This is a genomic window from Candidatus Woesearchaeota archaeon, from assembly GCA_016188115.1.
Classification (GTDB): domain Archaea; phylum Nanobdellota; class Nanobdellia; order Woesearchaeales; family GW2011-AR9; genus JACPIK01.
The window spans coordinates 25,658-38,640 of the sequence record JACPIK010000002.1 but is presented as its reverse complement, the minus strand read 5'-3'; the positions used below and the strand labels follow the sequence as shown (position 1 = coordinate 38,640).

Below are 12,983 nucleotides of genomic sequence, written 5' to 3'. Positions count from 1 at the left end.
AGATGAAAACAAAAGGCCCATGGAGAGTGGATGTAAGTAAAGTTATCTATAGAAATCCGTGGTTAATGCTTGAGGAAGATGAAGTAGAACATTCTGGTGTTAAATCTGTTTTTGGATATGTTACTTTAAAAGATGGGGCACATGTCCTTCCGATTGATGAAGAGGGTAATGTTTACCTCTTAGAAGAATTTAGATATGGGATTGGAAAAGAAGTGATTGAAGTTGCAGGAGGCGCTATTGAAAAAGGCGAGACACCACTTGCTGCGGCTACACGAGAGTTAGCGGAAGAGTTAGGTATTAAAGCAGGAAGGATGGTGGAGTTAGGGATCATTTATCCCCTTCCTACGTATGCACTGTATAAAGTTCATTTGTATTTAGCGTTGGATTTAACTTTTTGCGCCCCACAACCTGAAATTGTGGAGACTTTTAAGATTGTGAAAATGCCGTTTCATAAAGCAGTGGAAATGGTCGATAGTGGAGAGATCCCAAACTCCCAAGCGATAGTGGTGTTGTTGAAAGCACAAAGGTGGATGGAGAAAAATAGAAAGAATTAAGAATCTTGCAAGGGGAGTATATCTTGTTGCACTGAAGGTAGTTTCCCTAATTTTCTATTAATATAACGGGACGCATCGTAGAACCAGCGGAGTGATTTTGGTTGAGTGTTTCTGGTAAAATTATTCCATTTTGTAAACGCCTCTTCCATTCTGTTCACCACCCTTTTGTCATTCTCCTTTGCAGATGGGCGTAAAAAATAAGGTTGATTTCCTACGTCATAACAGACAATTTGTTCTATACTATCAATCGATGCTCTTTCATCAGGAAGATGTTCCTGAAAACATCGTGGAGGTGATTCATTCAAACTTGGCCAATGTAGTATTTCAGGAATTTTAATGTGAGGGGAGTAGAGTGTAACACCTGCATAAGTAATCTTACCCACCAGATCCCCCGGTATTAAAAAAATAAATAACCTAAAACCAGATCCGGGATCTATCTCAGCTCTAAAATCAGTTCCCGCTTGGCTACGCAAATGGAGGTTTCCTTGGCATGTCGTTGAAAAAACATATTTTGGTTGCTCGGCTGTAAGTAAATCTAACCTATTTTCTAAGACCCTACAGTGATATCCTTCGCCACCATATAACCGAGGAGTAATGTCATTCATACAAAGAAGAATCTGCAACTCTTATAATAACACCCCCGACTCCCTTCAGTCCTACTTTAGAACAAATTTATTCCTTGGCTTTTCTCCACATGGTGAGAAATTGATCTTTAAGTAATGAGGAAAATGCTGGTGATTCTAACCAGAAGGAAATATAATTTTCGTGTTTAGTTATTTCTGGTGCGCCAAAAGTGATCCGAGCGTATTTGTCATCGATGGTAGAAAAGCGAATGCTCTCTTGATCTTTGGTAGGACGATAACGAATTTTCACACCAACGGCGCTCCATTTAGTGATTTCTGATTCTGCTTCAGGATGATATTGCACAAGAAAACGAACGTCAACTCCGCGTTTAATCGCTTGTGATACAACGCGCACACTGGCGGGATGGTAGATTAGACGCCCAACACAGGAATAGGCATATTTCTTGGAGAGAGGCGTGATCTCGTTGAGTTTACGAACGATATGTTCTTTGCCTTTGAGAACAAGAGCAATGTCTTGCGAGGTGATTGATTTTGTTGCGATCTCTTGTTGAAGTTGGTTAAGACCTTGACCGAGTTGATCAAGATGCTGTTTACGTGATTCCATGATTTCACGAAACTTTTCTAATCCCACTATTTTGTATTGTCGAGGTGTTAGATCGATAATGGAGATGAACCCTTGTGATGCAAGACGAATGAGGCTTTCATAGACTTTATTGGTGGGAAGATTGGATTGTTTTGCAATATCTGATGCTTTAGCATTATGAAGTGTAGCGAGAGCCATGTATACGCGTGCGTCGTATTCAGTAAAGCCGAATTCTTTAAGCAGAGTTTTGATTTCCATAGTTATAGGACTAGGAGGACTTAGAAACGTCCTTTAATTATAAATATGTCTCAAAGAAGAGGAGTTTATGGCTTTTTCATATCTTAAATTGAAACGAGAGATTAGGGAGAAGAATTATGCGTTAGTTAAGAGTTCTATTTCAATGCAAAAGTTGGAATTGGGAGCTTTGTATTTTCTTCATCTTCTGGAATCTGAAGAATTTAAGAACAACTTTGCAGCAGTTAAGATTGATCCAGATAATCGTAGTTCTCGTATAGGTTATTTTCAAAAGACAACCCTCAAGAGTTATCCCACAACCACTGACTTTTTTCATTACAATGATTTTTTTGAAAATTATTTTACCACAGAAGTCCGAGAAGCAAACCCACAATTAAAAAAATTTCTCGAACTTGCACGTCAAATTTATGATGAAAGTAAGTACCTCATGCAACAAATTATTCTCTCTTTTGAAAAAGATTTTCCTGAAATCCATCAACGCTTCTTTCCGATTGAGAAAAAGCCATATTTTTATTTACGCTTTTTGAAATATCATCCAGACCCGGATTCAACACATCTGGTATTAGGTCATTATGATCGCGGTGCATGTACACTTGCTCTTACAGAAAGCGGACCGGGATTGCGTATTGGCAAAGATGAAGAGAATCTTGCTTATGTAGAACATGATCCTCACGAGGTGCTATTCTTGCCAGGATTGATGTTTCCAGAGGTGACAAATGGAGAGTTTACTCCTGCATGGCATGACGTACCTAACCAAGAGCAATGTTGGGATGAGAAAACAGCACGTTGGTCAATTGTGTTTTTCGCGGGATATAGCGGGATGCGCAATGTGCATTTCGAAGAAGCACATACAGCAAAAGAAGAAAAAAAAGAAAAAAGTTAATTCGAAAGCACTGCTTCTCCGTTATGGATTTCAAAGAGAGAGTATTCCGCGTTTGCACGATCGTTCAAATTATCAAATCGAAGCAACCCAGTTACTCCATTGTAGCTACTCGTTTTAAGATAGTGTTCAATCGCTTCTGGTTCTGTTCCTACTTGGTCAATGGCTTGACTGAGAAAATTCATCGTATCATACACACCTAAGCAAATGTTTGGTTGTGCACATTCTACTCCGTATTTCATCTTGTACTTGCCAAGCATTTCTTTTCCTTCTTTGGTTTGTTCAATGACAAAATCTCCACCAATTGCACTTTCGAGCAAAGGAGCATATCGTGAGACTAAGTCTTTTGACTTGACGATATTATCGTTGACAATAAGTTTACTATTAAAGCCAAGCTCGCTAAGTTGTTTGAGTACGATATCACCACTAGTTACAGTTTGTGGACTGATGAAGAGTACATCAATGTCTGCTTGTTGCAAGCGGAGTAGCTGAGTACGAACATCAGTTGTGCCTGTTGCGAATGCTTCACTAGTTACTTTCACGTTAGATCCTTCGAGGAATTTTTCAAGTGAGATTTTAAGCCCAGCTGCATAATCAGTTTGCTCGTAAATTATACCGACGTTTTTGTAGTTGCTCTCTTTGATATGTTGAGCAAATAATTCTGCTTCTTTACTATCGTACGCCCAATTGCGAAAGAGTCGTGGAGAAGACCCACTGATTTTTGGTGTTGAGAGAAGTGTACCAAGTAGTACAGCATCGTTTTGTTCTAAAAGTGGAGCAATACTAAGAGCAGTTCCGCTGCAGGCGCTGGCAGTAAAGATTTTGATGCCTTTTGCTTGGGTTGCTTGTTGAAACTCACTTACGGCAAGTTTTGGATCGCATTGATGGTCTTGAACATCAAGATGAAGTTGCTGTCCGTCGATTCCACCTTGTGAATTGATTTGGTCCACTATTAAACGAGCAGTTTTTTCGGAAACTTCACCATACTGAGCTAATCCTCCAGTCAGGGGAAATAATGCACCAATAGTAATTGGTTCATTAGGGTGAGAAACTACAACTCCTCCCGTTGGACTTTGGTTAGTACAACCAACTACCAACAAAACCACCATTATTAATATTCCAAATAAAGTTATTTTTTTCATAGTATACCTCATTTATGTCACTTTGAAGTTACTATTAAGTATAATAACAAAGTCCCCCCCTTAGTGGGTTACCATTAGAAAGAATTAAAAAGAGCGGAGCCTATTGGTGAACTATGGAAGAGCAGCTTTTAGAAAAATTAGGTTTGACAAAGGGCGAAATCAAAGTTTATCTCGCCCTGAACAAAGTGGGTGAGTCAACTGTTGGGCCAATTGGCAAAGAGAGCGGAGTTTCCAAATCAAAAATTTATGATATTCTAGACAAACTTATTGAAAAAGGGCTAGTGGGATTTATCCATAAAGAAGGAACTAAATATTTCGTTGCCAATGACCCCCACATGATTGTTGAATATGTTGAGCGACGCGAGGAGGAGTTAGCAAAAACCAAGAAACAGGTACAAGACATTCTTCCACAGCTATTACTCCAGCGATCTAGTATAGACAACAAACCAATTGCAGAGATTTACCAAGGTTATCAAGCAATGAAAGCAGTGCGTGATGAGCTCATGCTTACGTATAACCCAGGAGAAACGTTTCTTACAGTCGGCTGTCCCAAGTCAGCAAATGAAATTCTTGAAGGATATTTCTTAGAATTTCATCGACAGCGTTTAAAACGACATGTGGGAATGCGCATTATTTACAACGCTGATGCTCGAAAGTATGGAGAGTTACGCACAAAAATGAAGAATACGTTTGTGCGGTATTTGCCTAAACAATTTCCTAGCCCACATTGGATCGATATTTTTCCTGAAGTAGTAATGTTTGTGTTGATATCAAAGATTCCGTTAACGATAGTGGTACGAGATAAGAGCATGGCAGAGAGTTTTCGAGGTTATTTTGAATTGATGTGGAAGAATGCGAAGGAGTAAAATCACTGGACGCAGCTAGAAAACAAGTTTTTTTGGTGCAAGAGATAAAGAAACCACTCATGAAAACAAGAAACTACTTGTTTCAAGAAAATGAAACATTTTCTGAACAGAAAAACTATGTTTTTCTTGTTTCATATCTGAAAATCTATGCTTTTCATGCTTCATTTCTGCACAGAAAAAGGATAGTTTTCACTTTTCTAGCACCCCATACAAAATCGCACAGGACACACTGGTCAAGTCCGCGAATAGTATATAAACCACCAATTTAGTAATAAAACATATGAACGAATACAAAGCATTATCCATTTTTGAAGGAAAAGAGATTCGTAAGCTCTGGCATGAGAATGAATGGTGGTTTTCTGTTGTAGATGCGGTTCAAGTCTTAACTGATAGTACAGATGCCAAGGACTATTGGTATAGACTCAAAAAAAGAGAGCAAGAATCTACAGGTGCTGAGTTATCGACATTTTGTCGACAACTGAAATTACCTTCTTCAGATGGAAAGTTTTACACTACTGATTGTTCTAATACTGAGGGTCTTTTTCGTATTATCCAATCTATCCCCTCTCCTAAAGCAGAACCATTCAAGCTCTGGTTGGCAAAGACAGGGTATCAACGCGTCCAAGAAATTCAAGACCCCGAATTAGCTCAGAAACGTATGAAAGAGTTGTATAAACAAAAAGGATACTCGGAGGAATGGATTGAAAAGCGCGTTAGAGGAATTGCGATTCGGGATGAATTGACAGATGAATGGAAAAAACGAGGTGTCAAAGAAGGCAAGGAGTTTTCCATCTTAACGGCAGAGATCTCCAAGGCAACGTTTGGTTTAACACCAAAAGAGTACAAAGATCTCAAAAGCCTGAAAAATGAGAATCTCCGAGATCATATGAATGATCTAGAATTATTATTTGGTATGCTAGGTGAACGGATTTCAACTGAGATTACAAAGAAAGACGATGCTGATGGTTTTAATGAATGTAAGACTGCTTCCGTGAAAGGTGGAACCATTGCTGGCAACGCAAGAAAAGAGACTGAAAAAGAATTAGGAAGACCAATTAGCACAACTGAGAACTATCTGCGAGAGCCTGAGTCAAAGAAAAGGAAAATACTGAAGTGACTATCTCTCCCAGATCAGGTTAAAATAATTTAAGTGCGTTTTCACAATTTTCTCGCTTTGAATTTTTATTGCTACGGGTTCATCCCCCCACTCGATGAGCACACAATTATTTGCGTAGATAATGGTAGTAGTAGGGTTGGTAAATTGACCACTTACAAATTTATATTGAAGGCATGGACGTTGAGTAAGTTTTGATTTCATTGATTTTGGAAAGATTGAACGCATAGCAATCTTCTTCTCCGCTCTCTGCTTGTGCCAGAGTTCGAAATAGGGACCAAAGAATTCTTTAAATTGAAGTTGTGCTGCGATTAATGAGATTGGTTTTTCTGTTTCAAGTATATCTTCAAAAAGCATCCGCAGTCCTTTTTTGCCAACGTAAATGCCTGCTTCGAGATGATTTTTGTTTAGTGAGGTAAGACTCTTTATTTCTTCTTGGAGCTTTTTTTTGGTAGTATCTAAGTCCTGTTTCTTTTGTTCCAGAATTTTTAGTAAGTAAGTAGGATCTTTTGCTTCATACCAGGTAAGATTATTACGTTTAATGTATGACACTAACCCTTTTGAACTAAGACGATCAAGAGCCTCATACACGTTTGTTCGATGAAGCTTTATTTCTTTGCTGATCTGATTTGCGTAAGAGGGACCGTTTTGTGAAAGAGAGAGAAATACTTTGATTTCTGCAGGGCTTAGGCCTAACTCTTGAAGAGATTTTTCGATCATAAGACCTCTTTTTTTTGTCTTCTTTAAAAGTGTTGTTGTGTAGAACTACTACTATTGATTATGAATAAGGTAGATTTGGATGAGGTATGAAATTTATTACTGATGAGCGTTCAATAGGATGGGGAGAATATGTAGCAGAAGCGATAGGACATGTTATACTCATCCCACAAAATCCAATTGAATATAACCAGAGGGAATATGCTAAATCATTGATTGCTGGGTGTGTTATAGCAGATTGGGATTTAGGTAAATTCACAGATTGGCAGTTATGGATAACAAGGATCGCAATGCAACCGGTTCACAGAAGGAGACCTAAGGAGTATTATGAAGGAAGAAGAGTAGACCAAATACTAACTTCTGATTGGACCAACCCAGATCATTGGGGAGACGAAAAAGAAGTTACAACGATGCAGGGAGCAGCACATTTAATTGTGGGAGATGGAGGAGATATTTGTGTAAATCCCGATGCGAAATGTTTTGAAGACGACGATGGATGTTTCGATGATGATCGTTATAAAAATCTGAATGTTTACTTGCAGGGACATAGAAAGTATATGATTGCAGGTTCGATTATTGGTGGATCTTTAGAGGGGGTTGAACATCATGAACTTTGGAGCGGAAAACTCTTTTTCTTTCCACACAAAAGATACACTTGGGCCAATGCACCCGATGAAAGGCAAAAAAATGCTATGAGTGATCGTAGAATAGACCAATGGTTAGTGTCACAAGTGTTAACAAATGAAACCTTTTGGGGGGAGCCCATAGGCAGATACAACCAGAGAATACCGCAAGAACAGTTTTTAGAACGAACGTCAGTTCTTGAAAGAAACCCTATTTCTGAGTTTATGAAGAAGATCGGTTGGGAGTAAAAAGAAAGAAAAAAGTTAGGAAATTTTTCGAATTTACTTAATTAAATCAGGATTGCTATTTCTAAAACCCAATGAGATGGTAGTCTTCTCTGGTTTAAAATATACTTCTCCATACACATTCATACCACACGCGACTACTTCTTCGACCCAGTGGCGATCAGCTGGCCACATACGATCAAAAGGAATGTTATTGACTGGATACCATCGTGGTGGACCCATCTCGGATGTTTCTTGCGGTTCACCTTGCCATTTCTCGAGAAGATACATATGGCAGCGAAAATCAAGACCTTTTCCTTCGCCAAATAATTCTTTATGGACATGAAAGTCAATGTAGCCATGGTATCGAAGGTCTTCTGGTACGGCAACGACAGTCGACTCTTTTTGCACTTCATCAAGTGCAGCCTGCTCAAGTGTTTGACTTGCTTCTACTTTTCCACCATAACCATTCTCATATGACCATTGACCGCCTTGATCTTGATTAGGCTTTTTCGCAGCAAGTGCAACCTCTCTGCCTGTTTCAGTTTGACGTACAAGAAAACAAAGGGTCATTTCTTTTTCTGGGCGAGGCATATGATTAGGATCTCAAATATGTTAAAAAAGATTTAGTCTTTGAAGACTTTACTTCTTTTTCGCAAATGCTTTGCTCACACCTTCACTCCAAAATGAAGGTAGCGTATTTGTCATAAAACCACGATAGACGTCTGCGTAGATGTAAGTCAAACCAACGGTGTCTTTGTGCTTTTGGAAGTAGTCGTCAACGTCTTTATACATATCTTGTATCTTTGAGCGTTCAAATTCTTTTTGGAGCAGGCTGGAGGGTTTAAGGAGGAGATAGTCTGCTTGACGTAGAACATTAATTTCAATCGTTGCAGAGTTTTGCGTAATGAAAAGCGCACTGACGTCTTTGTGACGTGCGATAAAGAGAAGTTCTGAGAGAAGGGTATTTTTATCACTCATGGATTTACGGCTGGAAAATGTGAGTCCCCCTTCATCGATTAAGAGGAAACAACCATTGGGAACGGCGTCAAGTGATGAGACCGTAGTGATCCAGTTAGGAAGGCTTTCAGGTTTGAACCCCAATGCATAGACCTCACGTTGGGTCTGGGCATGAATGTTTTCGAGAATACGCATACCTAAGGCGCTTTTACCGGTTCCGCGAGCGCCGAGAATGAGACCAATGGTGCTTTTTTGTGTATAGAGTTTTGTTTCAAATTTCTCGAAATCTCCTTCGAAAGAATGCACTTCTTGAAGTGGTGTAGAAACGGCATCGTGATGAAGAGAACCGGAACGAACAATCGGTTGCAATTGTTGAGATGACGTGTCTTTTCCTTTCTGGAGTTCTTTTTTCTTTCCAGTTTTATCCGACTCTGGGAGGGTATGTTTTTCTTTACTCACAAGATCATGAATTATATAATAAATTTGTTTAAGCAGAAACCATAAACCTTGAAAAGGATAGACAAAGATACATTTGAGTAGGAAACGAACCATTTTTCCGAGAATGCCGCCACGACTGCGAGCCTTGCGTCTTGCCATTTTGAGATAAAAGTAAAAGAGATATATAAATTGTCCAGTATCAGTTAGAGAATTATTTCTATTACACAACTTAATTTAGATCTCCATTCTAGACTTTAGTAATCTTTTTATAGGATGAAGGAAAGGATATCTTTTTTGATGAAACAATTTGTGTTTAATTCTACTAGAGGTGTATTTTATGGTTGCAATGGATTCTCAATATGATGGACGATATGTTGAACTAGCTGTAACTAGCCCCCATATACGTAGGCTTGTATCGCACATGAGGCATTTTTTATTTCAAGGAGATGCTCATTATTTTCGTGTAAATGCAAGAGAAGTTGGAACTTTTTTAGCTTATGAAGCAGAAAAAGTTATTGGAGACCGATTAGGCTTAAAGCATTATGAAATTCCCACGGTTAATGGGGTTGCTGAAGTTGATCTACGTATTGAGGAACCACTTCTTCTTAACATTCTACGAGCAGCTAATCCTTTAGTAGAAGGAACACAAAATGTGTTTCGTCAAGCCCCAGTGGGATTTATGGATATAAAAAGAGACCATGGCGCTGGTGCCTATGATGCCGTAGCTGGAAGTGTTAGAGTAAAAATTACGTATGACCAAATACCAGAGAATGGTTTAGATGGAAAAATCTTAGTTGCACCAGATATCATGCTTGCTTCCGCAAGTAGTTTTACAGAAGGATACAAAATGCTCACCGGCAAGTATGGAACACCACGCTTAACTGTGGTTACGTCTGTCATTTCGGCAAAACCAGGAATAGAACGCGTTCTTACACAAATTCCAGAGAGCATAGTTGTGACAGCTTCCATAGATCCTCGCTTAGATGCAAGGGCATTTATTGACCCTGGATTGGGAGATGCAGGAGATTTATGTTATAATGGAGGATCTGATTTATTGGATATTATAGAGGGGATTTTACGAGCATATGATCCTCAAGAACTAGTTCCTGCTTTGCGTGCAGCGATTCTTTCGAATGGCGCACCTAGGCACGAAAGAGTGGCAGAAGTTATGCAAAGACTATCAGGTAAGTAATCTTCCCATAATCTTTAAATAGCGTAGAAAAGATAGAACCAGTATGCTTGCTGCGTTTACATCCCTACAAAATGCTCAACGAGTTAAAGAGTACCTCATTGCAAAAAATCTGATTAATAAAGATTATCTTGCAATGAAAGAAATGGGATCGATGTATTTTCCGATTGTGAAAAAAGTGACTATTCCTAATGCTACAGTAGTTGATACAAAGTTTGCATTTCCACAAAAGAAAAAAGAACCAACAATTGAAGATGTTCTCAAGGACACACTAACACCCAAAGAGATTACATTGATTCCGCAATCGCAAGAAGTGGTAGGGTCTATTCTTATCTTAGAAATACCAGATGAACTGAAAACAAAAGAAAAGATTATTGCACAAGCATATTTACAAGTTAATAAACATCTTACAACCGTTGTTGGCAAAGATAAGATCCATAGTGGAGAATATCGCACACGTACAGTGCGTGTTCTTGCGGGTAAACGAAGCAAAGAGACAATTCATACTGAGAATGGAGTAAAAATTAAATTACATCTGGAAAAAGTGTATTTCTCCGCGCGTTCGGCAAATGAACGACTACGTATTGCTAAATTGGTAAAACCTCATGAGAACGTGTTAGTGATGTTTTCTGGTGCTGGACCATTTCCGCTGGTTATTGCGAAACATTCTGCTGCGCAGCATGTATGGGGCATTGAGCTTAATCCATTCGGACACCAATATGCGTTGGAAAATGTGATGTTAAACCATCTTGAAAACAGAATTACTTTATTGCAAGGAGATGTTCGTTTTGTTTTGCCTAAAATTAAAGAATCATTTCATCGCATTGCTATGCCTCTTCCAAAAACAGGAGAGTTATTTTTACCTATTGCGTTGCCTAAAGTTAAAGTTGGAGGAATGATTCACCTCTATGCTTTCTTAGATGTAGATGATTTTGAGACCGAGAGAACAAAAGTGTTAGGGATTTGTAAAGATTCTGGATATAAGGTCAACGTAAATGAACCTGTAAAATGTGGACAGTTTGCCCCTCGCGTGTTTAGAGTTTGTTTTGATATTACAAGGACGAAGTAGAAGAATTATTAATTAGCCTCTGGTTTTTCTGATTCCGATCTATTTTTATTAGTGCTTTCCAACAATGACCAGCCTTTCTTGACAACGTATTTGAACCAAATTCCAGCGGTTAATGAGGTGATTATTGCAAGCAGGATTAATGTGACAAAGAATGTCTCGTTAATAATTCCTAGGTCAAATGCCACAGTTGCCAAAACAATACATGGTCCGCCCCGATCGTTTAATGCGACAGCAAAATTGAAACTGGTGAGCCAGTCATATTTGAGCAAGCGGGTAGTGATAAGCACAGCGATGGTTTGCACGACAATAGCAAAAAGAATGAAGAGAGCAAGAAAAGAGAGATCTAAATGATGGATAAGATCAATTTTGAGACCAACAACGGCAAAATAAATGGGGATCAAAAATGCTAATGAGAAATCTTTGATGTGTTGTTTGGCATCTTGAAATCGGGGATTGCGAATGAAATTAATAACAATACCTGCAAGGAAAGCGCCAAAGACGAGATTAATGTTAAGTAAGCTGGCAATAACAGTGAATGCAAGAAGAATAAGAACAATGACAGGCAATTCGTAATTAAGGGGAATAAGGCGAAGCTGTAATTTGGCGATAGCATCGATAATTCTGGGAACTAACATTAATGCCACTAAGAAAAATAGAATAGAAATGAGAACATGAAAGAAGATGTTTGTAAATGAAATCGCAGCAGTGGTAACTAAGCCTGTTGCAATGGAAATAAAGACCCAGAGAATAATGTCATGAATTGTTGCTGTGGCTAGGACTAGTTTAGCAAAGCTTGTTTTGATGATACCCAAATCCAGAAAGATTTTGGAGAGAACTGGAATAGAAGTAATAGCAAGGCTAACAGTAATTACAAGTTTTAGCGAGATTAGATTATTTGCAGGGCCTGCGAGTTTGTTTAAATCGAAAAATGAGGTAGCGACCCAGCCAAATAAAAGAGGAATGAGAGTTGTTCCAAGTACCAAAGCGAGAATCGTTTTTTTATCGGCTTTATCGAATTTACGTTCGAGTTCGAAGCCAGAAGTAAACATCAAGAGTACTAATCCTAACCAATAAAGAGTTGCAAGAAGGACACCCTGTTCGATGAAAATAGTGTGATACACATTTGGAAAGAAATATCCTAAGAATGTTGGGCCTAGCAGAATCCCGCCCACGATTTCACCAACGACACGAGGTAACGCGAACCTGTTGAAAATATAACCAAAGGTATGAGCTGCCAGAAGTAAAGAAAAGAGTGCGATAAAAAAGTGAGTGAGTGCAGTAGGATCGATGGTGATAGCCATAGATGAATGATCTAAAATAGGGTTTTTAAATAAAGCGGATTAGAGTTCTAGTTTGTAAATTGAGATAACAAAGCAACCGACTATATAAAGAGAAAGAAACCGAATAAAAAAAATAAAAAGACAATTTATGCGTCTTGATCTTCGTCTTCCTCATCATCGTAGGAAGATTGAGAGGATGATTGAGCTCGAGGAGCAACATCGGAGCGTTCAGATGCTTTTTGGGTCAAAGTAACTTCTGTAGCTTTAAGACCACGATCGCCTTCTCCGCCTTCGAATGATACTCGATCATTGTCGCGTAAGAATGTTCCTTTTGCAAGACCCGTGAAATGCACGAAATATTCTTTGCCATCATCGCCTGCGATGAATCCAAATCCTTTTTTACGGTTAAAAAACTTTACACTTCCTTCCATTTTACTTTTCCTCCAATACAGAAAGTACTCTTTCTGATGTCATCAGCCAACAACTTGACTAATAGGGGAAAAA

15 protein-coding genes are annotated in these 12,983 nt (G+C 38.8%); 7 read left to right on the top strand and 8 right to left on the bottom strand.

Annotated features, from left to right (window positions below; all coding sequences use genetic code 11):
* Positions 1–2: 2 nt before the first annotated feature.
* Complete coding sequence (locus tag HYV86_00255) at positions 3–554, top strand: NUDIX hydrolase (GenBank protein MBI2572270.1); 552 nt, start codon at positions 3–5, stop codon at positions 552–554.
* Here the strand turns inward: HYV86_00255 and HYV86_00250 are convergent.
* Positions 551–1,159 (bottom strand): hypothetical protein, encoded by a 609-nt coding sequence (locus HYV86_00250; protein MBI2572269.1) that lies wholly within the window; start codon positions 1,157–1,159, stop codon positions 551–553. The genes HYV86_00255 and HYV86_00250 overlap by 4 nt on opposite strands.
* Before the next feature lie 67 nt (positions 1,160–1,226).
* Positions 1,227–1,979, bottom strand: coding sequence for a hypothetical protein (locus HYV86_00245; GenBank protein MBI2572268.1), 753 nt, complete (start codon positions 1,977–1,979; stop codon positions 1,227–1,229).
* Positions 1,980–2,046: 67 nt separating this feature from the next.
* Between HYV86_00245 and HYV86_00240 the strand changes: the two genes are divergently transcribed.
* The gene (locus tag HYV86_00240; protein ID MBI2572267.1) at positions 2,047–2,859 is read left to right on the top strand and encodes a 2OG-Fe(II) oxygenase family protein; all 813 of its coding nucleotides are present in this window, start codon (positions 2,047–2,049) and stop codon (positions 2,857–2,859) included.
* On the opposite strand, the gene HYV86_00235 is transcribed toward HYV86_00240, so the two are convergent.
* Complete coding sequence (locus HYV86_00235; GenBank protein MBI2572266.1) at positions 2,856–3,998, bottom strand: ABC transporter substrate-binding protein; 1,143 nt, start codon at positions 3,996–3,998, stop codon at positions 2,856–2,858. The two genes, HYV86_00240 and HYV86_00235, sit on opposite strands and share 4 nt — an antisense overlap.
* A 113-nt stretch (positions 3,999–4,111) precedes the next feature.
* On the opposite strand from HYV86_00235, the gene HYV86_00230 reads away from it, so the two are divergent.
* Positions 4,112–4,864, top strand: a complete 753-nt coding sequence (locus HYV86_00230; protein MBI2572265.1) for a helix-turn-helix domain-containing protein — start codon at positions 4,112–4,114, stop codon at positions 4,862–4,864.
* Between the two features lie 280 nt (positions 4,865–5,144).
* A complete protein-coding gene (locus HYV86_00225) occupies positions 5,145–5,981 on the top strand; it encodes a Bro-N domain-containing protein (GenBank protein ID MBI2572264.1) in 837 nt (278 codons plus the stop codon).
* On the opposite strand, the gene HYV86_00220 is transcribed toward HYV86_00225, so the two are convergent.
* Positions 5,982–6,698 carry a hypothetical protein gene (locus HYV86_00220; GenBank protein MBI2572263.1) on the bottom strand — a complete coding sequence of 239 codons (717 nt, stop codon included), beginning with the start codon at positions 6,696–6,698 and terminating at the stop codon, positions 5,982–5,984. It abuts the gene before it with no gap.
* A gap of 86 nt (positions 6,699–6,784) precedes the next feature.
* On the opposite strand from HYV86_00220, the gene HYV86_00215 reads away from it, so the two are divergent.
* The gene (locus tag HYV86_00215) at positions 6,785–7,567 is read left to right on the top strand and encodes a hypothetical protein (protein ID MBI2572262.1); all 783 of its coding nucleotides are present in this window, start codon (positions 6,785–6,787) and stop codon (positions 7,565–7,567) included.
* A 33-nt stretch (positions 7,568–7,600) separates the two neighbouring features.
* Here the strand turns inward: HYV86_00215 and HYV86_00210 are convergent, their stop codons facing one another.
* Together HYV86_00210 and HYV86_00205 are read right to left on the bottom strand one after the other, a co-directional pair.
* On the bottom strand, positions 7,601–8,137 hold the full coding sequence (locus HYV86_00210; GenBank protein MBI2572261.1) for an NUDIX domain-containing protein: 537 nt from the start codon (positions 8,135–8,137) through the stop codon (positions 7,601–7,603).
* 48 nt (positions 8,138–8,185) lie between these two features.
* Complete coding sequence (locus HYV86_00205; protein ID MBI2572260.1) at positions 8,186–9,100, bottom strand: hypothetical protein; 915 nt, start codon at positions 9,098–9,100, stop codon at positions 8,186–8,188.
* Positions 9,101–9,278: 178 nt separating this feature from the next.
* On the opposite strand from HYV86_00205, the gene upp reads away from it, so the two are divergent.
* Both upp and HYV86_00195 read left to right on the top strand, forming a co-directional pair.
* Positions 9,279–10,133: a uracil phosphoribosyltransferase gene (upp, locus tag HYV86_00200; protein MBI2572259.1), complete on the top strand. Its 855-nt coding sequence runs from the start codon at positions 9,279–9,281 to the stop codon at positions 10,131–10,133.
* 43 nt (positions 10,134–10,176) lie between these two features.
* Positions 10,177–11,199, top strand: coding sequence for a class I SAM-dependent methyltransferase family protein (locus tag HYV86_00195; protein ID MBI2572258.1), 1,023 nt, complete (start codon positions 10,177–10,179; stop codon positions 11,197–11,199).
* 8 nt (positions 11,200–11,207) lie between these two features.
* Here HYV86_00195 and HYV86_00190 read toward each other — a convergent pair whose 3' ends face one another.
* A complete protein-coding gene (locus HYV86_00190; protein ID MBI2572257.1) occupies positions 11,208–12,500 on the bottom strand; it encodes a cation:proton antiporter in 1,293 nt (430 codons plus the stop codon).
* Between the two features lie 125 nt (positions 12,501–12,625).
* Entirely contained in the window at positions 12,626–12,910 is a 285-nt protein-coding gene (locus HYV86_00185) for a cold shock domain-containing protein (GenBank protein ID MBI2572256.1), read from the bottom strand.
* Between the last annotated feature and the right edge of the window lie 73 nt (positions 12,911–12,983).

Excerpts from the sequence above, each read along its gene's own strand:
- HYV86_00205 (MBI2572260.1), bottom strand. The coding sequence starts at position 9,100 with ATGGCAAGACGCAAGGCTCGCAGTCGTGGCGGCATTCTCGGAAAAATG.
- HYV86_00230 (MBI2572265.1), top strand. The coding sequence starts at position 4,112 with ATGGAAGAGCAGCTTTTAGAAAAATTAGGTTTGACAAAGGGCGAAATC.
- HYV86_00245 (MBI2572268.1), bottom strand. The coding sequence starts at position 1,979 with ATGGAAATCAAAACTCTGCTTAAAGAATTCGGCTTTACTGAATACGAC.
- HYV86_00190 (MBI2572257.1), bottom strand. The coding sequence starts at position 12,500 with ATGGCTATCACCATCGATCCTACTGCACTCACTCACTTTTTTATCGCA.
- HYV86_00240 (MBI2572267.1), top strand. The coding sequence starts at position 2,047 with ATGGCTTTTTCATATCTTAAATTGAAACGAGAGATTAGGGAGAAGAAT.
- HYV86_00250 (MBI2572269.1), bottom strand. The coding sequence starts at position 1,159 with ATGAATGACATTACTCCTCGGTTATATGGTGGCGAAGGATATCACTGT.
- upp (MBI2572259.1), top strand. The coding sequence starts at position 9,279 with ATGGTTGCAATGGATTCTCAATATGATGGACGATATGTTGAACTAGCT.
- HYV86_00225 (MBI2572264.1), top strand. The coding sequence starts at position 5,145 with ATGAACGAATACAAAGCATTATCCATTTTTGAAGGAAAAGAGATTCGT.
- HYV86_00220 (MBI2572263.1), bottom strand. The coding sequence starts at position 6,698 with ATGATCGAAAAATCTCTTCAAGAGTTAGGCCTAAGCCCTGCAGAAATC.
- HYV86_00210 (MBI2572261.1), bottom strand. The coding sequence starts at position 8,137 with ATGCCTCGCCCAGAAAAAGAAATGACCCTTTGTTTTCTTGTACGTCAA.
- HYV86_00255 (MBI2572270.1), top strand. The coding sequence starts at position 3 with ATGAAAACAAAAGGCCCATGGAGAGTGGATGTAAGTAAAGTTATCTAT.
- HYV86_00185 (MBI2572256.1), bottom strand. The coding sequence starts at position 12,910 with ATGGAAGGAAGTGTAAAGTTTTTTAACCGTAAAAAAGGATTTGGATTC.
- HYV86_00195 (MBI2572258.1), top strand. The coding sequence starts at position 10,177 with ATGCTTGCTGCGTTTACATCCCTACAAAATGCTCAACGAGTTAAAGAG.
- HYV86_00215 (MBI2572262.1), top strand. The coding sequence starts at position 6,785 with ATGAAATTTATTACTGATGAGCGTTCAATAGGATGGGGAGAATATGTA.
- HYV86_00235 (MBI2572266.1), bottom strand. The coding sequence starts at position 3,998 with ATGAAAAAAATAACTTTATTTGGAATATTAATAATGGTGGTTTTGTTG.